A 21241-nucleotide genomic window follows, 5' to 3' on the forward strand; every position below is an offset into this window, starting at 1 on the left:
ATCATAATTAAGTGCAATATAGATGAACTATGTTGAATTTAGGTGGTACCACGGAACATCCGTCCTATGTTTAGGAACGGGTGTTTTTATTTTTAAGGAGGCGTTTGTCCTATGGAAATGAAACCAAAATACAATCCGAATGAGGTTGAAGCTGGACGCTATCAACAATGGGTAGAAAAAGGCTACTTCAAACCTAGCGGAGACCAATCGAAAGAAACATACACTATTGTTATCCCACCTCCGAATGTAACAGGTAAATTACATTTAGGCCATGCTTGGGATACAACTTTGCAAGATATTTTAACAAGAATGAAACGTATGCAAGGCTACGATACTTTGTACTTGCCTGGTATGGACCATGCAGGGATTGCGACACAAGCAAAAGTAGAAGCTAAATTACATGAACAAGGCATTTCAAGACATGATCTCGGCCGCGAAAAATTCCTTGAAGAAGTTTGGAGCTGGAAAGAAGAATATGCTTCATTCATTCGTCAGCAATGGGCGAAATTAGGTCTTGGTCTGGATTATGACAGAGAGCGTTTTACTTTAGATGAAGGATTAAGCAAAGCGGTAAGAAAAGTCTTTGTTGATATGTATAAAAAGGGCTTGATTTATCGCGGAGAACGTATCATCAACTGGGATCCGGTTGCTAAAACAGCAATTTCTGATATCGAAGTAATCCATGAAGATACAGCTGGTAAATTCTATCACTTCAAATATCCATATGCAGATGGAGAAGGCTATATTGAAATTGCGACAACACGACCAGAAACAATGCTTGGCGATACAGCTATCGTAGTCAATCCGAATGATGAACGCTATAAAGATGTTATCGGCAGAAAAGTTATCTTGCCGATTGTCGGTCGCGAATTACCGATTTTAGCAGACGAGTATGTTGATGTTGAATTTGGTAGCGGTGCGATGAAAGTTACGCCTGCACATGACCCTAATGACTTTGAATTAGGCAAACGTCATAACTTAGAATCAATCATCGTTATGGATGAATCAGGAAAAATGAATGACAAAGCAGGCAAATACGAAGGCATGGACCGCTTCGAATGCCGCGAACAATTAGTCAAAGATTTAGAAGCTGAAGACTTAGTTATCAAAATCGAAGACCATACGCATTCAGTCGGCCACTCTGAAAGAAGCGGTGCGATTGTCGAACCTTATTTATCTACACAATGGTTCGTTAATATGGATCCGCTTGCTAAAAAAGCATTAGACAATCAAAAAACAGATAACCGTATAAACTTTGTACCGGATCGCTTTGAACATACATTCAATCAATGGATGGAAAACATCCGCGACTGGACAATTTCTCGTCAATTATGGTGGGGTCATCAAATCCCAGCTTGGTACCATAATGAAACAGGGGAAATTTATGTAGGCGAAGAAGCACCTGCAGACAGTGAAAACTGGACACAAGACGAAGACGTTTTAGATACTTGGTTCTCAAGTGCTTTATGGCCATTCTCTACTTTAGGCTGGCCGGATACAGAAGCAGAAGATTTCCAACGTTATTATCCTACTAATGCATTAGTTACAGGATATGACATCATCTTCTTCTGGGTTGCACGTATGATTTTCCAAGGTCTTGAGTTTACAGAAACTCGTCCATTCAACGATGTATTTCTTCATGGTTTAGTACGTGCTGAAGATGGGCGCAAAATGAGTAAATCATTAGGCAACGGTGTAGATCCTATGGATGTTATTGATCAATACGGTGCTGACAGCTTGAGATATTTCTTAGCAACAGGTTCATCACCTGGTCATGATTTACGTTATTCTACAGAAAAAGTAGAAGCGGTTTGGAACTTCATCAATAAAATCTGGAATGCTGCGCGCTTCAGCTTAATGAACATCGGTGAAGACTTCAAATTTGAAGATATCGATTTATCTAAGAATTTATCACTTGCCGACAAATGGATTTTGACGCGTCTAAATGAAACTGTGAAAACAGCAACAGATTTAAGCGATAAATATGAGTTCGGCGAAGTCGGCCGTGCTTTATACAACTTCATTTGGGATGAGTTCTGCGACTGGTATATTGAAATGAGTAAAATTCCGATGAACGGTGAAGACGAAGACCAAAAACAAGCAACACGTTCAGTATTGAGCTATGTATTAGATCGTACAATGCGTATGCTTCACCCGTATATGCCGTTTGTTACAGAAGAAATTTGGCAAAACTTGCCGCATGAAGGCGAAACAATTGTGACAAGTGCATGGCCGAAAGTTCAATCAGAATTCATGTTTGAAGAAAGTAAACAAACAATGCAATATGTGGTAGAAATTATCAAAGCTGTACGTCAAGCACGTTCAGAAGTTAATACTCCATTATCTAAAGCAATTCCTATCTATATTAAAACGAAAAACGAAGCCATCACAGAAATGTTAGAAGAAAACAAACACTACATTGATCGTTTCGGACACCCAAGCGAACTTGTGATTGCGACAGATATCGAAACACCAGATAAAGCAATGACATCTGTTGTAGGTGCAGGTGAAGTGATTTTACCGCTTGAAGGTTTAATTGATATGGATAAAGAAATTGCACGTCTTGAAAAAGAATTAGATAAATGGCAAAGCGAACTTGATCGCGTAGATAAAAAATTATCTAACGAAAACTTTGTTAATAAAGCACCAGAAAAGATTATTAACGAAGAACGTGCGAAAAAAGAAGATTATCAAGAAAAATACGATAGCGTTAAAGCTAGAATCGAACAATTAAAAGCATAGGAGTCCTGATTATGAATTACCTAGACAGCTTATATTGGATACATGAAAGAAATAAGTTTGGTATCAAGCCTGGTACTAAACGTATGGAATGGATGCTCGAACGTCTAGGCCATCCTGAACAAAATATAAAAGGTATCCATATCGGCGGAACAAACGGCAAAGGTTCAACAGTTGCTTACTTGCGTGCTGCGCTTGTCGAAAATGGTTATGACGTCGGTACATTTACATCGCCTTATATTGAAACCTTTAATGAAAGAATCAGTTTAAACGGCGAACCTGTAAGCAATGAAACCATTGTTGAACTTGTGACTCGCGTCAAGCCGGTGAGCGAAGCGTTAGAAGAAGAAACTGAATATGGTACAGCTACAGAATTTGAAATCATTACGACAATGATGTTCTTATATTTCGGTGCGTTGCACCCAGTGGATTTTGTGATAGTAGAAGCGGGTCTTGGAATTAAAAATGACTCTACCAATGTATTTTCACCGATTATGACGCTATTGACGAGTATCGGATTAGATCATACAGATCTGCTTGGTCCAACATATTTAGATATCGCCAAAGACAAAGGCGACATCGTGAAGCCGAAAACACCTTTTATTTATGCAGTGAAAAATGAAGAAGCATTGAAATATCTCGGCACATATGCTGAAAAGCAGCAAGCACCTGCCTATGAGTTGGATAAAGATATTTCTGTTGTTTCTCAAGAAGATGAGTTCACATACCGCTTCAAGGACTATGAACTCGAAAACATTGCATTGCATATGCTGGGAGAGCATCAAAAAGAAAATGCGGCACTTGCAATTACTGCTTTGATAATTTTGTTTGAAGAAGGACAAATTCATTTAGACTTTAATAAAATGATTAAAGCGATGGAAAATGTCAGCTGGACTGGACGTATCGAACAAGTGAAAGCCGAGCCGCTTGTGATTATTGACGGAGCGCATAACAATGAAAGTATCGATGCGTTAGTAGATACAATTAAAAACTATTATCATAAAGATAAAGTAGATATCTTGTTCTCTGCAGTCAGCGGCAAACCGATTCATCATATGCTTGAGGATTTAAGCGAGATTGCAAATCAAGTGTATATCACGGATTTTGATTTCTATCGTGCGAAACCAAAAGAAGAGATTGCGCAAGAAGCGGAAAACTTTAATCCTATTCTTATCGATGATTACAATACGTTCATTGAAAATTATGAAGGTGATACATTAGTTATCACAGGCAGTCTATATTTCATCAGTGAAGTTAAAGCAAAAGTTGATTTCGAAAAATAAATAATTATTGATAGCCTTCCTTTTCAGTCTCAAGCAGAGATTGTGCAGGAAGGCTTTTTTTATTATATAGAGGGGTAAAAAACGTTTTTTGTAACTTAAAACGATACATAATTATCATATTTGATTTAAAAATAATTATATTTGTTAAATCGCAAACAGGAGCGTATAATAAGGTATTATTTCAGAAAGTGGGTGAAGCACCTGACGCTTCTTTTATCATCATTAATAAGTCTTGTTTTAGAAAGCTTCTTATTTCAATTGTGTCATGTAAGACAATTAAGTATCAGGTATTTTAAACAGCGCTCTCAATGCGAACATTGCAGGCAGCCGATTCAATGGTATGATTTGATTCCAGTTGCAAGTTTCCTTTTATTAAGGGGGAGATGCAGGTATTGCCATGCACAGTTATCCATCCTTTATTTAGCAGGTGAGATCTTGGCATGTATTCCTGTATTGCTGTTAAGTTATCATGTTGTCCTATTGCCTCAAGAGTTGTTTACAGCGCTTTATTTATTATTGCTTGCGGCTGCATTATATGACATTCAAACACAAACAATTCCTCTGCATTATCTCCTTATCACTTTCATTATCGCACTCACGCTTGCACCTCAGATTTATGTTTTCAACTTTTTTATTGTAGGCTTGCTGCATTTGTTGTTCTTTGTATCGCGTTATGCAATAGGGTACGGTGATATCTTTCTATTTTCTGTCATCAGTCTTACAGTTCCGTATCTCTTTTTTTTCTTTTTTTTCTGCATCACATTTATTATTGGCGGTTGTATTATTTTAATATGTTTGTTGTGTAAGAAACGTATCCTTCACATACCGTTAATTCCTTTTATATTTTTTTCTTTTGTATCAACCTCTGTCTTTTACGCAGACCTTTTATATTTTTTCAACTTTAACTGATAGGAGCATGAAAATTGAATATTAAACAATTACCAGATTGTGATAAACCCAGAGAAAAGCTGGTGACCAAAGGGGCAGACAAATTGTCTGAATCAGAATTACTGGCAATATTAATAAATACAGGCACTAAAGGAAAGTCCAGTGTGGAACTTGCTCAGGACTTACTGCATTTAACGACGAACCTCAAAGATTTGAAGCTATTGTCATTAGACGATATGACAAAAGTTAAAGGGATTGGTTTGTATAAAGCTGTGATTTTAAAAGCTGCCTTTGAATTAGGAGAACGCATGAATGCGCCGGATCAAAAAGAGAAAGTGAAAATCAATTCACCGCAAGATGCGGCGGACTATTTTATGTCTAGGATGATGCATTTAAAGCATGAGCAGTTCGAAGTTTTAGTTTTGAACTCGAAAAATATAGTTATTCGTCATGAAGTGATATTTGTAGGGACATTGAACTCGTCTGTTGTTCATCCAAGGGAAGTATTTAAAGCTGCAATTAAATGGTCGAGTAATGCGATTATTGTCGTACATAATCATCCTTCTGGAGATGTTACGCCTTCTAAAGAAGATATACGAACAACACAACGTTTGCAGGAGTGCGGCAGAGTCCTTGGAATAGAAGTGCTCGATCATATCATTATTGGAGATGCTAAGTATTTGAGTATGGTGGAAAAGGGATATTTTGATGCATAATAAAACCCGACTATACCTTTTATGTATAATCGGGGAGATTATCTATTTCGCTTAAAAGAGATGCAGCTGGAAGTAATCATTCAACCAAACAACGCCTTGATAAGCGAGATAAATTACTAATGCTAATATCGCTAATTTTATAATAAAACGCAATAATGAAATGCCCACTCTAAAGAGCAGTCCAATAAGCAGTACTATTAATATTATTGTTAAAATTGACATGGTCGCCACTCCTTTAATTACATTTTAACCGAAACTATCAGACGATGCATCAGTCCTGGGATAGACTTTTGAAGTCATTCTCTAGTCTGATGCAAACAGTTGTATTTTCGGCTAAAATAAAGACAATAATAATGAGGCGGTGTGAGCATGCGTTTTCTCTTCAACATTATAAAAAATATCATCGCTGTTGTATGTATTATTGTTATCGTATTTTTTGCATTGAAATACGCACCGTTCTTAAAGGAACAAGAGTGGAATCCTATCAGCAACAAAACGACGTATTCCTCTTATCATGGAGGCAACGTACCTGTTGAAGACTTCAAACCAGGTCAGCGTTACGTTGTTGAAAAGAACGATTTATTAAATAACATGCCTGCAAGTCAGACTAAAAATATCTTCGGCATGCTGGACAAACAAGAATTTATGGACGTCAGCGGAATCAGCAGAATGGGATATAACGATAAATATTTAATCGGACAGCGCGGGAATCAATTTATTATGTATCGCTTCGGTTCGAAAGAAATACGAATCTATGCGACTGAAATCGAATTGCAGCAGGATTTGAGAGCGATGCAGCAAAATATACAGATGCAGCCGGTTTCGGCTTTTAAGTAAAAGCACTTCAACAGTTAAGAATCTTGAAAATATGCCTGTCTTGCGTTAACCTTGTGTTGAATCATTAAAAAGAGAGGTTTGGTGTTTGCAATGAGTAAACAAGCGAATGGTAAGAAAGCTGACGAACAATCAAAAGCACAAAAACTATTCGAACAGTGGAGAAAAGAAGAAACACTGTATAAAGAAGACGAGAAAGACAACAGCAGCCAGAAGAAATGATTCACGTTAGGAATGCAGGGAATTAACATTAAAAGCTGATTTTTGAAATAATAATAGAGTAAAAAACACTTTGGAGTATCAGCAAATTGATTTGAATTTGTTGATGCTCTTTTATTTTGTAAAGTGAGTTATAAAATAGGGGGTTCGTACTTTATATAACTAACAGAGTAATATAAAATAAAATGAGATATGAAAAATTGAGTTAATAGAGGTGTTCAGGTTGTCCAAGTTTTTTAAAAATAACAAACTGATTGTTATTTTCTGTTCCCTGATTCTATTTATATCATTAATAGGGTTATCGATCAGATCACATCACCAGTCTCCGGTGGAACAATATGTCGGTGATACTGTTTCAGTTCCGCAACGCGTACTATCTTACCCATTACATATGGTGACTGGTTCAATCAGCGGCTTATTCGATGGGAAATCATCTGAGGAAGATAAAAATAAAATTAAGCAATTAGAAGCGGAAAACGAACGTTTAAAAGCAGAAAACAAAGATTTCCGCAAAGAGCTTGATATTAAAGACATATCCAAATATGAACCTTTGAGTGCTACGGTAATTGCCAGAAATCCAGATCAATGGATGAATAAAGCGATTATCGACAAAGGTAAAAAAGCGGGTGTCAAACAAAACCAAGCAGTGATTACGACGAAAGGTTTAGTCGGCAGAGTTTCGAAAGTCAATCAGTTTTCATCTCAAGTCGATTTGCTTTCTACATCATCAAGAAATGGTAAATTAGCAGTCAATATTCAACATAATTCAAACAAAGTTTTCGGTCTTATCAATCACTATGATACTAAAACAAATGAATTAGTGATCAGCGATATAGACAACAAAGACAAAATTGCCAAAGGCGATAAAGTCGTAACAAGCGGACTTGCTGAACAATTGCCGAGCAACTTATATATTGGAGAAGTTACAAAAGTCGAAAACGATCAATACGGTCTTTCTAAAGAAGTGAGAGTGAAAACAGCGGCTGATTTAAGTGATTTAGGTCATGTCTATGTCGCACAACGCGATCCTCAAACACTTCCTGACGAAAGCGGTGATGAATAATGCGTGCATTTTGTTATTTTTTGATAGGGGCGGTATTGTTTTATCTTGATGCGCTCATCGCATTAGTCATCCCGATGCAGATTTCCGGTAAGAGTATTATCTTTGTACCGCATCTGCTTTTGATGTACTTGCTGATGATTACAATATATAAGAAACCAAGCATTGCAGTGGTACTTGCAATTATTTTCGGGTTAACAACTGATTTGTATTACGGTACGATTTATGGTCTGAACACTTTTGGTTATTTATTATTCGTGATTTTAATGGACTTTTTCTTTAAAGTTTATTACCGCGATCATACAATGATTTTCTTGGGTGTTTGGATATTCACAATCATTTTTGAAATCTATCAAGTTATTATATATGGACTTCTTGGGTTGATTCGATTTAATTTAGGCGAGTTTATTTTATTCAGAATGCTGCCTACTGCTTTCATCAATTTATTACTGTTAATTATTATTTTCAGCTTGATTAGAAAAATTGTAAAAAAATTAGATTTGTCAATTGACAGGAAAGCATAAGGATGGTAAGCTTTAGCAGTTGAGTAGTTTATAGCTACATACAACCGCTCAAATATAGGTTTAAGAATACTATGTGTATCACCTATATATGGCGTGACTTATTTTATAGGAGGTGCAAAGTATGTTTGCTATTATCGAAACAGGCGGTAAACAAATTAAAGTAGAAGAAGGTCAAGAAATCTACGTTGAAAAATTAGACGTAAATGAAGGTGACGCTTTCACTTTTGACAAAGTTTTATTTGTAGGCGGAGACTCAGTTAAAGTTGGTGCTCCAACAGTAGAAGGTGCTACTGTAACAGCTACAGTAAACAAACAAGGTCGCGGTAAGAAAATCACTGTATTTACTTACAAACGTCGTAAAGACTATAAACGTAAAAAAGGCCATCGTCAACCATACACTAAATTAACAATCGACAAAATCAACGCTTAATCATGATAAATATAGACGTTTCGTTTAACGATGAAGGTCAAGTTACAGATGTCATCATGGATGGTCATGCTGAACATGGCGAGTATGGTCATGATATTGTCTGTGCTGGAGCTTCAGCTGTCTTATTTGGAAGTGTAAATGCCATTCTTGGATTAACATCTGAAAGACCCGATATTGATTACGACGATGATGGAGGTTATTTCCACATCCGAAGTGTAAACGTAAACGATGATCAAGCACAATTAATTTTGCAAGCAATGCTCGTTTCGCTTCAAACTATTGAAGACGAATACCAAGATAATATAAAATTAAATTATAAGTGAGGTGTATCCAGATGTTAAAATTAAACTTACAATTCTTCGCATCGAAAAAAGGGGTAAGTTCTACTAAAAACGGACGTGACTCTGAATCTAAACGTCTTGGCGCTAAACGTGCTGACGGACAATTCGTAACAGGCGGTTCTATTTTATTCCGTCAACGCGGAACTAAAATTTACGCTGGTGAAAATGTAGGTCGCGGCGGCGATGACACATTATTCGCTAAAATTGACGGCGTTGTTAAATTTGAACGCAAAGGCCGTAACAAAAAACAAGTTTCAGTTTACGCTGCAGCTGAGTAATTTTGTTGACGCAACACCAGAAGTTTAACTTCTGGTGTTTTATTTTTGTCTTTATTTCTCTGGGTACATAAATAATGATATAATATTCTAGATATTGCATTAGAAAACATATAAAAAAGAGGTGAGAAACATGTTTGTCGATCAAGTGAAAATACTATTAAAAGCTGGTGACGGCGGTAACGGCATTACAGCATACAGAAGAGAGAAATATGTTCCATTCGGAGGACCAGCAGGCGGAGATGGCGGTCGCGGTGCATCAGTGATATTCGAAGTAGATGAAGGATTAAGAACATTGCTTGACTTCAGATACCAACGCCAATTTAAAGCGAAACGCGGCGAAGGCGGTCAAGGCAGCAACATGCACGGCAGAAATGCGGAGGATTTAGTACTTAAAGTACCGCCAGGCACTATTATCAAAGAAGTTGAAACAGGTGAAGTCCTTGCAGATTTAGTTGAAAACGGCCAACGTGCAGTCATTGCCAAAGGCGGTCGCGGCGGACGAGGCAACTCTCGTTTTGCGACACCAAGAAACCCTGCGCCTGATTTCAGTGAAAATGGCGAACCGGGCGAAGAAATTGAAGTTACATTAGAATTGAAATTATTAGCGGATGTAGGACTTGTCGGTTTCCCAAGTGTCGGTAAATCTACATTGCTTTCTACAGTGTCAAAAGCTAAACCAAAAATCGGTGCTTATCACTTTACTACTATCAAACCTAATTTGGGTGTGGTTTCAACACCGGATGGCAGAAGCTTTGTTTTGGCAGACTTACCAGGATTAATCGAAGGGGCTTCTGAAGGTGTCGGTTTAGGCCATCAATTCTTGCGACATGTCGAAAGAACAAAAGTTATTGTACATGTTATCGATATGAGCGGTTCTGAAGGCAGAGACCCGTTAGAAGACTATGAAACGATTAATAACGAATTGAAATCTTACGGTCAGCGATTGGAAGATCGTCCGCAGATTGTTGTTGCGAACAAAATGGATTTGCCAGATTCAGAAGATAACTTAGAATTATTCAAAGCATCTGTCGGTAAAGATATTGAAATTATTCCAGTTTCAGCATACACACGCGACAATATCGATCAGTTGCTCTATGCGGTAGCTGATAAATTAGAAGAGTACAAAGATGTAGACTTCTCTAAAGAAGATGATGAAGCATTAGGTGTAAACCGTGTACTTTATAAACATACACCATCACAAGATACATTTACGATCACACGTGATGATGATGCAGCTTATGTTGTCAGCGGCAAGGCAATTGAAAGAATGTTCAAGATGACTGACTTTAACAGTGATCCTGCAGTCAGACGCTTTGCACGTCAAATGCGTTCGATGGGTATTGATGATGCATTACGAGAACGCGGAGCGAAAAATGGAGATATCGTCAGAATTTTAGGCGGAGAATTTGAATTCGTTGAATAGAGGTGTCTAAGTGAACGATAAACAAGTTAAGAAGTTCTATCTGATACGAGAAGATGTACTGCCTGAATCTGTAATCAAAACATTACAGATTAAAGACGCATTAAAGGACAATCCGCACTTATCTATCTATGAAGCAGTGAAAAAGTTCGGTTTATCCCGCAGTGCGTTTTATAAGTACAAAGATACTATTTTCCCCATTGATGAAAAGATGGAGGAAAGCAAAGAGTTTACGATTATTCTTTATGTGTATGACAAGGTAGGTATGCTTGCGCAAGTTCTCAATACGATATCTCAAATCCAAATGTCGATATTAACGATTCATCAAAGTATTCCTATGGAAGATAAAGCAACCATTACACTTTCTTTGAATTCAGCTGGCAGTCAAGCCTCAATGGAAGATGTGATTTATGCGTTGAGAAATATAGAAAATGTATATAAAGTAGAAATTATAAGTATGTCCATGTAAGGAAGTGACGGCATGTATGCATATATAAAAGGGCAATTGACGCAGCTTTTTCCAACACATGTTGTGGTTGAAACGAATGGTGTCGGTTATGAGATTCAAACACCGAACTCTTATCGTTTTCAATCGTCTTATCAAAAGGAAGTTGTTATTTATACTTCCTTAGTAGTAAGAGAAGATGCGCAATTACTTTACGGATTTGTTTCTGAAGAAGAAAAAGAAATGTTTTTAAGTCTGAATAAAGTAACGGGTATCGGTCCTAAATCAGCTTTAGCAATTTTAGCTGCCAGTACCCCGAACGAAGTTAAAATCGGAATTGAAAATGAAAACGAAGCGTATTTAACGAAGTTTCCGGGCATCGGTAAAAAGACAGCCAGACAAATTATTTTAGATTTGAAAGGCAAAGTTAAAATTACCGAAGAAAGTGCAAGTACTTTATTAACGCAGCTGGACAGTACAGTGTCAGGCAATGACCCTGTTGTCGAAGAAGCATTGCTTGCTTTAGATGCCTTAGGCTATTCTAAGCGTGAATTGAATAAAGTTGAAAAGAAACTCAATGCAGAACATTTCGAGTCTGTAGACGATGCAGTCAAAGCAGGTTTGAAACTGCTTATTTCATAAATTTGTAATAAGGAGGGGACAAAATGGATGACAGAATGGTAGATCAGTCCGTGCATGATGATGAATATTCATTTGAATTATCATTAAGACCGCATTTACTAAGACAATATATTGGCCAAGCTTCAATTAAAGCCAATTTAGAAGTTTTTATCAAAGCAGCTAAAATGCGTGAAGAGCCATTAGACCATGTCTTATTATTCGGTCCCCCTGGACTCGGTAAAACGACACTGTCTAATATTATTGCGAATGAAATGGGTGTCAATATCAGAACAGTAACCGGTCCTGCAATTGAACGCCCAGGCGACTTAGCAGCCATACTCAATGGCTTGCAGCCGGGCGATGTCTTATTTATTGATGAAATCCATCGCTTGAGCAGTGTAGTAGAAGAAGTGCTTTATCCTGCAATGGAGGACTTTTATTTAGATATTGTTATCGGAAAAGGCGAGGAAGCGAGAAGTATCCGCATTGATTTGCCTCCGTTTACACTGGTTGGAGCCACTACGAGAGCCGGAAGTTTAACTGGTCCGCTTCGCGATCGCTTTGGTGTCCATCTGCGTTTAGAGTTTTATAAAGAAAATGAACTCAAAGATATTATTAAAAGAACAGCAGATGTCTTGGATACTGAAATCGATGAAGAAAGTGCAGTTGAACTTGCTAAACGCAGCCGTGGTACACCGCGTATTGCGAATCGATTATTAAAACGTGTCCGTGATTTCCAACAAGTAAATGAAGATGACAAAATTTATATTGAAACGACAAAACGTGCTTTACAGCTCTTGCAGGTAGATGACTATGGTTTAGATTATATTGACCATAAAATGATGCGTTGTATTATCAACCAATATAACGGCGGACCTGTCGGTTTAGACACTATTGCAGTTTCAATCGGAGAAGAACGTATTACTATTGAAGATGTCTATGAACCTTTCTTGATTCAAAAAGGGTTTTTAGAACGTACGCCTAGAGGCAGAAAAGCAACACCCCTAGCTTACGAACACTTTGGTACAGAACATGGAAAGAGGGACGATTTTGAATATTGAAGAATTTGATTACCATTTGCCAGAATCATTGATTGCACAAACGCCTTTAAAAAACAGAGATACTAGTCGTTTGTTAGTGCTGCATAAAACGAATGGCGAAATTGAACATCGTCACTTTAAAGATATTTTAGAATATATCAACCCAGGCGACACATTGGTATTAAATGATACGAAAGTGATGCCTGCACGTTTATTCGGAATAAAAGAAGATACAAAAGCAAAAATTGAAATGCTGATGCTGACACAAATAGAAGGCGATGATTGGGAAGTATTGCTAAAACCTGCCAAGCGAATTAAAGTCGGACAAAAATTATCATTCGGCGAAGGCAAAATTATTGCTGAATGTATAAAAGAATTAGAACAAGGCGGACGTATCATGCGTTTATCGTATGAAGGTATTTTGCAAGAACGTTTGGATGAGCTTGGAGAAATGCCTTTGCCGCCATACATCAAAGAGCGCTTAGATGATCCTGATCGCTATCAAACAGTGTATGCTAAAGCAGCGGGTTCTGCAGCTGCACCAACAGCAGGTCTGCATTTTACAGACGCATTATTAGAACAGCTGAAAGAAAAACAAGTGAACCTTGCATTTGTAACGCTACATGTCGGATTAGGCACTTTCAGACCTGTCAGTGTGGAAAACATCGACGATCATAAAATGCATAGCGAGTACTATCAAATGTCGCAAGCAACAGCGGATTTATTGAATGAAACTAAGGCACAAGGAAAACGAATTATCTCTGTGGGTACAACTTCGACAAGAACACTTGAAACGATACGCAGAGACCATGACCAATTCGCAGCAAAAAGCGGTTGGACAGATATATTTATTTATCCAGGCTTTGAATTCAAAGCTATTGATGGTTTAATTACGAATTTCCATTTGCCTAAATCAACACTTGTCATGCTGGTTTCCGCATTCAGTTCAAAACAATACATTTTAAATGCATATCAAACCGCTGTTGAGATGAAATATCGTTTCTTCAGTTTCGGCGATGCTATGTTAATTATTTAAGGGAGTCGTGAAAAAGTTATGCCTGCAGTAACTTATGAACATATTAAAACATGTAAACAATCTGGTGCGAGGTTAGGAATTGTGCATACACCGCACGGTTCTTTCGAAACACCGATGTTTATGCCAGTTGGAACAAAAGCCACAGTAAAAACAATGAGTCCAGAAGACTTGCGTGCGATCAACGCAGAAATCATTTTAGGAAACACATACCATTTATGGCTTCAACCGGGCAGTGAAATTATCAAACGTGCTGGCGGCCTGCATAAATTTATGAACTGGGATGGTCCGATTCTTACAGATTCAGGCGGTTTCCAAGTCTTCAGTTTAAGCAATCTGCGTAAAATCACAGAAGAAGGCGTACACTTCAGACATCATAAAAATGGTTCTAAACTCTTTTTAAGTCCTGAAAAATCAATGGAAATTCAAAATGATTTAGGATCAGATATTATGATGGCTTTTGATGAATGTCCTCCGATGCCGGCAGAATACGAATATGTTAAAGATTCTATCGAACGCACAACAAGATGGGCTGCACGATGCATAGCAGCGCATCAGCGTACTGAGGATCAAGCATTATTCGGTATTATCCAAGGCGGAGAATATAAAGACTTGCGTCAGCAAAGTGCTGAAGAATTAGTCAAACTTGATTTTCCAGGTTACGCTATCGGCGGATTATCTGTGGGTGAGCCTAAACCAGTCATGTATGATATGGTTGAACATACAGAACAATTTATGCCGAAAGATAAACCGCGCTATTTAATGGGTGTAGGTTCTCCTGATGCATTAATTGAATGCAGTATCAGAGGTATGGACATGTTTGATTGTGTCTTGCCTACACGTATTGCCAGAAATGGTACATGTATGACTTCAAATGGCCGTGTCGTAATTAAAAATGCTAAGTATGCGGAAGATTTAGGTCCATTGGACGAAAATTGCGATTGCTATACATGCCGCAATTATTCTAGAGCGTATCTTCGCCACTTGATAAAAGAAGAAGAAACTTTCGGTATACGCCTAACTACTTACCATAATTTGTATTTTCTGTTAAAATTAATGGAGGATATCAGACAGGCCATTCGGGAAGATCGTCTTTTAGATTTTAAAGAGGAATTCTTCGAACAATATGGATTGAATGAAGAAAATCCTAAAAACTTTTAATTAAAGGAGAATGTTTGTGAATTTAACCGGTCTTATTTTACCTATTGCATTACTAGCTTTAATGTGGTTCTTCATGATCAGACCACAACAAAAGCGTCAAAAAGAACACCGCGAAATGGTGAATCGTTTGGAATCAGGACAACACGTTACAACAATCGGCGGAATCAAAGGTGTGGTTCGCGCAGTTGATGAAACAACAGTTGTGATTTCAGTTAACGACAAAGGCACTCAAATCACTTTTGAAAAAGGTGCTGTTAAACAAGTTAATCCAGACTAATCGCATATTGCGTTAACAAAGTATAGGTTTTTTAATCAAGCAATTCCTGTACATAGATTAACAACATCACATCCCGTATAGATCCTTAGAGGATTTGTACGGGATGTTTTTGTTCATTTGAAATACTTCACTTCCTTGAAAAATAGTTTTAAATTAGTGTTAGAGCGTGTATAATTCATTATTGGAATACGAGTTAATAGGATTCTGTATAGTTCAACCGTAATTAAATCGCATTATAAATTAAGTTGAAATATGCATGAATTTGAATGCGGTCTGTTTTGAAAGTGAAGGAAGGATGTAGTAAGCTATAAAGGTTCATTCAAATAGATTGTATGTCAAAACAATTCACATTATGCAGTGCAGTTTTGGCTTGCAGTTGGTTTGAAAAATCAAGTATGCTATTTACATAAGTAAATAATGAGGTGTTCATGTGAAGAAAAACAGTAGAATAATTGCATTCTTGTTACTTGTTGTTTTGCTATTTGCAGGCATGGGAGCTACATATAAGAGTGTAATTAAAGATGTTCGTTTAGGCTTGGACCTTCAAGGTGGATTTGAGGTACTTTACCAAGTAAATCCATTGCAAAAGGGTGATAAGATAGACGATAAGGCTGTACAAGCCACAGCCAAGACATTAGAAAACAGGGTTAACGTTTTAGGGGTATCTGAACCTAAAATTACAGTGGAAGATAATAACCGTATCCGTGTACAATTAGCGGGTGTTAAAAACCAAAATGAGGCAAGGGATATTTTATCTTCACAAGCGAATTTAACAATTCGAGACTCTGATGACAATGTTAAATTAACAGGTAAGGATTTAGTTCAAGGTTCTGCGAAACAAGAATTCAAGCAGAATACAAATCAGCCGGCAGTTACGTTTAAATTGAAAGACAGCAAAAAGTTCAAAAAAGTAACTGAAGAGATTTCAAAACGCAAAGAAAACGTAATGGTTGTTTGGTTGGACTTTGAAAAAGGCGACAGTTACCAAAAAGAAAAAGATAAAAAAGATCCGAAATACGTATCAGCCGCTTCAGTTGATCAACCAATCAACTCAGACAGCGTAGAGATTTCCGGCGGATTCAACGGTGAAGAAGGCGTACAAAAAGCCAAACAAATTGCGGACTTATTGAACTCTGGTTCATTACCGGTTCAATTAAAAGAAATCTACTCTAACTCAGTAGGTGCACAATTTGGTCAAGACGCACTTGATAAAACAATCTTCGGATCATTATTAGGTGTAGGCATTATTTATTTATTCATGGTAGGATTCTACAGATTGCCGGGTATCATTGCCGTGATTACGTTGACAACATATATTTATTTAACACTTGTTGCATTCAACTTCATTCATGGTGTGCTTACATTACCAGGTTTAGCCGCACTCGTTTTAGGTGTCGGTATGGCAGTCGATGCGAACATTATCATGTATGAACGTATTAAAGATGAATTAAGAATCGGACGAACGTTGAAACAAGCGTTCCATAAAGCTAATAAGAGTTCCTTCATCACTATTTTAGATGCGAACTTAACAACTGTCTTAGCCGCAGCTGTACTGTTCTTCTTCGGTGAAAGTGCAGTTAAAGGTTTCGCAACAATGTTATTACTTGCGATTCTTATGAGTTTCGTAACAGCAGTATTCTTAACACGTATTTTATTATCACTGCTTGTACAATCAAATTACTTCAAGAAAAGCTTTGGATTATTCGGTGTTAATAAAAAACATAGACATGATATCAACGAAGGTATCGATGTGTATCAATTGAAAACACCTTATGACCACTGGAACTTTATGAAGCTTGCTAAACCATTGTTCTGGGCAAGCGGTGTGGTTATCGTTGCAGGTATCGTGATTCTGTTTATCTTCAAACTGAACCTAGGTATCGACTTTACCAGCGGTACACGTGTTGATATGAAAGCAGATCACAAAATCACACAACAAGAAGTCACTAAAAAGATTGAAGATGCAGGTCTGAAACCAGACAGAGTTGCACTATCAGGCAATAACGACAGTGCATCAGTTCAATTCAAAGAAGATTTATCGAAAAATGAAGTGGCTAAAGTTAAATCAATGATGAAAAAAGAATTCGGCAACGATCCGACTGTTAACACAGTATCGCCTGTAATCGGACAAGAGATTGCGAAAAACGCATTATTATCTCTGATTTACGCATCGATCGGTATGATTATTTACATTTCATTACGATTCGAATGGCGTATGGGTCTTTCATCCATCATTGCATTGCTGCATGACGCGTTTATGATTGTCGCAGTGTTTAGTCTCTTCAGAATCGAAGTCGATGTAACATTTATCGCTGCAGTGTTAACCATTATCGGTTACTCTATCAACGATACTATCGTTACATTCGACCGTGTACGTGAGAACTTGCATAAGATGAAAGTTATTACCAAACCAGAACAAATTGATAAAATTGTAAACCGTTCTATCCGACAAACAATGACACGTTCCATCAATACAGTATTGACTGTTGTAATTGTTGTTGTCGCATTATTAATCTTTGGTGCATCAAGTATCTTTAACTTTGCATTGGCATTATTAATCGGTTTAGTTTCTGGGGTATTCTCATCTATCTTCATTGCCGTTCCGTTATGGGGCATGATGAAGAAAAGACAGCTTAAAAAAGCACCAAATCAAAAACTTGTGGTTTATCGTGAAAAACGTAAAAACGAAGATAAAATCCTTGTTTAATTTGATTTCGGTATTAACTCTCAGACTTTTTCAGTCTGGGAGTTTTTTCGTGTAAAAGAAAAACAGTATTTCAGTAGAAGTTGCTTTTTATTTTTTTGGTTCTTCTGTATAATGACATGTGGAAAAGAGGGAAGTCGTTCTATGATTAAAGCTAAGTATAAATGGGACTTACAACAAAATAATATGGAAATCGCACCTGAAGTTGTACAATCATTGAAATTAACGCCGATTGTGCAAAAAGTACTGCAAAGCAAAGGTATTGTTGCACAAGAGGAGATTCAAAACCTGCTTGTACCATCTCAGTTGAAACATGATCCGTTTTTATTAAGTGATATGCAGAAGACTGTTGATAGAATCAATCATGCTCTCGACAAAAAAGAGCGCATTTTGGTTTATGGAGATTATGATGCGGATGGTGTTACGTCTACTTCTATTTTAGTTACGGCTTTGCGTGAATTGGGAGCTGAAGTCGGCTGGTACATACCGAATCGATTCACAGAAGGTTATGGCCCGAACGAAGCAGCATTTAAAAATGCGGCTGATGAAGGTATCGATTTAATAATTACAGTCGATAACGGCATTCAAGGCCATCATGAAATGGAAGTCGCAAAATCATTGGGTATCGATGTGATTGTGACCGATCACCATGAAATCGGCGAAACTTTGCCGGATGCCTACGCAATCGTACATCCAATGCATCCTGAATTTGATTATCCGTTCAAATATTTAAGCGGTGCCGGTGTAGCTTTGAAAATTGCACAAGCATTGCTGGATCATCCATCACCATCTTTTACTGCTTTAGCAGCTATCGGTACTGTAGCGGATTTAGTCTCATTAACAGATGAAAATCGTGCCATCGTTCAACAAGGTTTGAAAGTTATGAACGATCAGCCGTTTGATTCAATCACAGCTTTATTGAATCAAGCAGGTCATAGCGACGTGATTACTGAAGAAACTATCGGCTTTATTATCGGTCCGAGATTAAATGCGGTCGGCCGTTTGGATGATGCAGGATTAGCTGCAGAATTATTAATGTGCGAAAGTGCAGATGAAGCTGAGTTCTTAGCTGAACAAGTTGAACACTTTAATCAAGAACGAAAAGATATCGTTCAAGAAATTGCGGAAGAAGCCTTAGAGATGGCACAAGCAGAAGTCGATGCCAAAAATCGTTTCTTAATTCTTGCTAAAGAAGGCTGGCATGAAGGTGTTTTAGGTATCGTTGCTTCACGTATCGTAGAAACATACGGCTTACCGACAATTATTTTAAATATCGATACTGCACAAGACTTTGCGAAAGGTTCAGCACGAAGTATCGAGCAAGTATCAATGTATGAAATACTAGATAAAGAACGCAGTTTGATTTCGAAATTCGGCGGCCACCACATGGCAGCAGGTATGACACTTCCGATTGAAAGTATTGAACCTTTGAAAGCAGCGCTGAATCAGCATATGGAAGAAATTGCGCACACAGAAGATTTAACACCAAGAAAGAAAGTGGATTTAGTATTGACAGAATCGGACATCACAGTTAAAAATATCGCAGATATTCAAAAACTGAGACCGTTCGGTACTGATTTTACAAGTCCGTTGTTCGAACTTGATAATGTTGTTGTCAAACAAGCAAAAGGTATCGGACAAGAAGGCAAGCATTTAAAAATGACTTTAGGGGATTCAAAACTGCAAGCACTTTATTGGCAGCACGGCGAATATGCGAATCAGCTTGAACCGTATGAACCGTTGAATATGATTGGTGCGCTTCAAATTAATGAATGGAACGGCAATCAATCACCGCAGTTCATGGTGCAGGATATGGCTTCAGAAGCACTTCAAATTCTTGATTTCAGAGGCAAAGCCCGTCAGCATGAAATGCATGATGAAGCCTCTACAGCAGAAATTATCAATGCACAGCAAACTAAGACGCATGAACATCAATATTATTATGGGGATATGATTGATAGACCATATGAACGCTATGTGTTTAAAGAATTGCCGTTGAATTTAGAAACAATGGAGACAACACTGAACTCCATGCAAGAGAGCCAGATTATTTTAGAATTAAAACATAAGCAGTCGATTTACTTTGACGGCATGCCGAGTATGAATCATTTTAAAGCTTGCTATAAAGCACTGATGGCTAAGAATGAAGTCAATCTTCAGCAAGACGGCATGCAGCTATGCGAATTTCTGAAAATCAAGCCGCCATTGCTCATTTTTATCCTCAAAGTATTCAATGAATTGGATTTCATTGAGGATAATCATGGTATAATCAAAGTGAACCAGAATGTGGTTAAAAAGGACATAACATCCAGCAAGCTTTACCAAGCTAGACAAAAGCGGATGGATGTTGAAAAATTCTTATTGTATGATGATTTTTCAAAAGTTAAAAATTGGATTAAAGCACAGCTAGCTAAGTAATTAGGAGGATATATAGAAATGGATTTAAAACAATATGTTTCAGAGGTACAAGATTGGCCGAAAGAGGGCGTAAACTTTAAAGACATCACAACAATTATGGATAACGGTGAAGCTTATGGCTACGCTACAGATCAAATCGTCAACTTTGCTAAAGAAAAAGAAGTTGATATCGTAGTCGGACCAGAAGCCCGCGGTTTCATTATCGGATGTCCGGTAGCTTACTCTATGGGAATTGGTTTTGCACCTGTAAGAAAAGAGGGCAAATTACCGCGTGAGGTCATTAAATACGAATATGACTTAGAGTATGGCACTAACGTTCTTACAATGCATAAAGACGCAATCAAACCAGGTCAACGTGTCTTAATTACTGATGACTTGCTAGCAACTGGCGGAACAATTGAAGCAACAATCAAACTTGTTGAAGAATTAGGCGGCATTGTAGCTGGTATTGCATTCATTATCGAATTGAAATACTTGCATGGTATTGAAAAAATAAAAGATTATGAAGTATTAAGTTTAATTTCATACGATGAATAATAGAATGTATCGCTTGCTTTCGTTTGGCAGGCGATACATTTATTTATTTGCAATATCAGACTTTTATTTTTAAAATAAATATTAATTCCGTATAAAGAAAGGTTCGCTGTATATTGCAGGATAATTGTGAATGTTTAAACAATGTGGTTCGTATAGAGGTTCAATTATCTGTCAATGTATAGTAGAATAGATATATTATTTAATATAAATGTAGGTCGCGGTTAAAGAATGAGGTCAATTGTTTATGAGATAGGAGTGGTAACCTATCATCAT

The 21241-nt window shown here is 37.4% G+C and carries 22 protein-coding genes and 2 other annotated features (1 of these 24 cut by a window edge); of the genes, 21 read left to right on the forward strand and 1 reads right to left on the reverse strand.

The genetic code is table 11. The features are described 5' to 3' along the window. Positions 1-70, forward strand: a binding site (T-box leader) (it extends 146 nt beyond the left edge of the window). A 41-nt stretch (positions 71-111) separates the two neighbouring features. The 4 genes from MUA90_RS06730 to radC all read left to right on the forward strand — a co-directional run bounded on the left by MUA90_RS06730 (position 112) and on the right by radC (position 5626). Next, positions 112-2742 (forward strand): valine--tRNA ligase, encoded by a 2631-nt coding sequence (locus MUA90_RS06730; RefSeq protein WP_262585869.1) that lies wholly within the window; start codon positions 112-114, stop codon positions 2740-2742. 11 nt (positions 2743-2753) lie between these two features. Further along, entirely contained in the window at positions 2754-4022 is a 1269-nt protein-coding gene (locus MUA90_RS06735; protein ID WP_262585870.1) for a bifunctional folylpolyglutamate synthase/dihydrofolate synthase, read from the forward strand. A gap of 192 nt (positions 4023-4214) precedes the next feature. Next, positions 4215-4931: a prepilin peptidase gene (locus MUA90_RS14080; RefSeq protein ID WP_398577337.1), complete on the forward strand. Its 717-nt coding sequence runs from the start codon at positions 4215-4217 to the stop codon at positions 4929-4931. A gap of 14 nt (positions 4932-4945) precedes the next feature. Continuing rightward, positions 4946-5626: a RadC family protein gene (gene radC / locus MUA90_RS06740; protein WP_262585872.1), complete on the forward strand. Its 681-nt coding sequence runs from the start codon at positions 4946-4948 to the stop codon at positions 5624-5626. A gap of 51 nt (positions 5627-5677) precedes the next feature. Here radC and MUA90_RS06745 read toward each other — a convergent pair whose 3' ends face one another. Then, the gene (locus tag MUA90_RS06745) at positions 5678-5848 is read right to left on the reverse strand and encodes a hypothetical protein (RefSeq protein ID WP_199790637.1); all 171 of its coding nucleotides are present in this window, start codon (positions 5846-5848) and stop codon (positions 5678-5680) included. Between the two features lie 147 nt (positions 5849-5995). Here MUA90_RS06745 and MUA90_RS06750 point away from each other — a divergent pair, with 147 nt between their 5' ends. From MUA90_RS06750 to MUA90_RS06830, 17 genes are all read left to right on the forward strand, one after another. Next, a complete protein-coding gene (locus MUA90_RS06750; protein ID WP_114603207.1) occupies positions 5996-6463 on the forward strand; it encodes a DUF4930 family protein in 468 nt (155 codons plus the stop codon). Positions 6464-6553: 90 nt separating this feature from the next. Further along, complete coding sequence (locus MUA90_RS06755) at positions 6554-6682, forward strand: hypothetical protein (protein WP_262585877.1); 129 nt, start codon at positions 6554-6556, stop codon at positions 6680-6682. 220 nt (positions 6683-6902) lie between these two features. After that, complete coding sequence (gene mreC / locus MUA90_RS06760) at positions 6903-7742, forward strand: rod shape-determining protein MreC (RefSeq protein WP_262585879.1); 840 nt, start codon at positions 6903-6905, stop codon at positions 7740-7742. After that, on the forward strand, positions 7742-8263 hold the full coding sequence (mreD, locus tag MUA90_RS06765) for a rod shape-determining protein MreD (RefSeq protein WP_114603209.1): 522 nt from the start codon (positions 7742-7744) through the stop codon (positions 8261-8263). The genes mreC and mreD overlap by 1 nt, the downstream gene beginning before the upstream one ends. A gap of 32 nt (positions 8264-8295) precedes the next feature. After that, positions 8296-8372 (forward strand) — a sequence feature (ribosomal protein L21 leader region). 12 nt (positions 8373-8384) lie between these two features. Beyond that, positions 8385-8693, forward strand: coding sequence for a 50S ribosomal protein L21 (rplU, locus tag MUA90_RS06770; RefSeq protein WP_105992613.1), 309 nt, complete (start codon positions 8385-8387; stop codon positions 8691-8693). A gap of 2 nt (positions 8694-8695) precedes the next feature. Continuing rightward, entirely contained in the window at positions 8696-9016 is a 321-nt protein-coding gene (locus MUA90_RS06775; protein ID WP_105992614.1) for a ribosomal-processing cysteine protease Prp, read from the forward strand. Positions 9017-9027: 11 nt separating this feature from the next. Beyond that, complete coding sequence (rpmA, locus tag MUA90_RS06780) at positions 9028-9312, forward strand: 50S ribosomal protein L27 (protein ID WP_105992615.1); 285 nt, start codon at positions 9028-9030, stop codon at positions 9310-9312. A gap of 130 nt (positions 9313-9442) precedes the next feature. Then, positions 9443-10735, forward strand: coding sequence for a GTPase ObgE (obgE, locus tag MUA90_RS06785; protein ID WP_262585884.1), 1293 nt, complete (start codon positions 9443-9445; stop codon positions 10733-10735). Positions 10736-10745: 10 nt separating this feature from the next. After that, positions 10746-11201: an ACT domain-containing protein gene (locus MUA90_RS06790; protein WP_262585886.1), complete on the forward strand. Its 456-nt coding sequence runs from the start codon at positions 10746-10748 to the stop codon at positions 11199-11201. A 12-nt stretch (positions 11202-11213) separates the two neighbouring features. After that, positions 11214-11819: a Holliday junction branch migration protein RuvA gene (ruvA, locus tag MUA90_RS06795; RefSeq protein WP_262585888.1), complete on the forward strand. Its 606-nt coding sequence runs from the start codon at positions 11214-11216 to the stop codon at positions 11817-11819. Between the two features lie 23 nt (positions 11820-11842). Continuing rightward, the gene (gene ruvB, locus MUA90_RS06800) at positions 11843-12859 is read left to right on the forward strand and encodes a Holliday junction branch migration DNA helicase RuvB (RefSeq protein WP_262585889.1); all 1017 of its coding nucleotides are present in this window, start codon (positions 11843-11845) and stop codon (positions 12857-12859) included. Next, positions 12849-13874, forward strand: coding sequence for a tRNA preQ1(34) S-adenosylmethionine ribosyltransferase-isomerase QueA (gene queA, locus MUA90_RS06805; RefSeq protein ID WP_262585890.1), 1026 nt, complete (start codon positions 12849-12851; stop codon positions 13872-13874). The genes ruvB and queA overlap by 11 nt, the downstream gene beginning before the upstream one ends. A gap of 18 nt (positions 13875-13892) precedes the next feature. Continuing rightward, positions 13893-15032 carry a tRNA guanosine(34) transglycosylase Tgt gene (gene tgt / locus MUA90_RS06810; RefSeq protein WP_262585892.1) on the forward strand — a complete coding sequence of 380 codons (1140 nt, stop codon included), beginning with the start codon at positions 13893-13895 and terminating at the stop codon, positions 15030-15032. A gap of 16 nt (positions 15033-15048) precedes the next feature. Continuing rightward, positions 15049-15309, forward strand: coding sequence for a preprotein translocase subunit YajC (yajC, locus tag MUA90_RS06815; RefSeq protein WP_002481121.1), 261 nt, complete (start codon positions 15049-15051; stop codon positions 15307-15309). A gap of 430 nt (positions 15310-15739) precedes the next feature. After that, positions 15740-18016, forward strand: a complete 2277-nt coding sequence (gene secDF, locus MUA90_RS06820; RefSeq protein WP_262585893.1) for a protein translocase subunit SecDF — start codon at positions 15740-15742, stop codon at positions 18014-18016. A gap of 141 nt (positions 18017-18157) precedes the next feature. After that, entirely contained in the window at positions 18158-20431 is a 2274-nt protein-coding gene (recJ, locus tag MUA90_RS06825; RefSeq protein ID WP_262585894.1) for a single-stranded-DNA-specific exonuclease RecJ, read from the forward strand. A gap of 18 nt (positions 20432-20449) precedes the next feature. After that, on the forward strand, positions 20450-20968 hold the full coding sequence (locus tag MUA90_RS06830; protein WP_105992624.1) for an adenine phosphoribosyltransferase: 519 nt from the start codon (positions 20450-20452) through the stop codon (positions 20966-20968). Positions 20969-21241: the final 273 nt, after the last annotated feature.

The organism is Staphylococcus sp. IVB6181 (assembly GCF_025561445.1).
GTDB classification, from domain to species: domain Bacteria; phylum Bacillota; class Bacilli; order Staphylococcales; family Staphylococcaceae; genus Staphylococcus; species Staphylococcus simulans_B.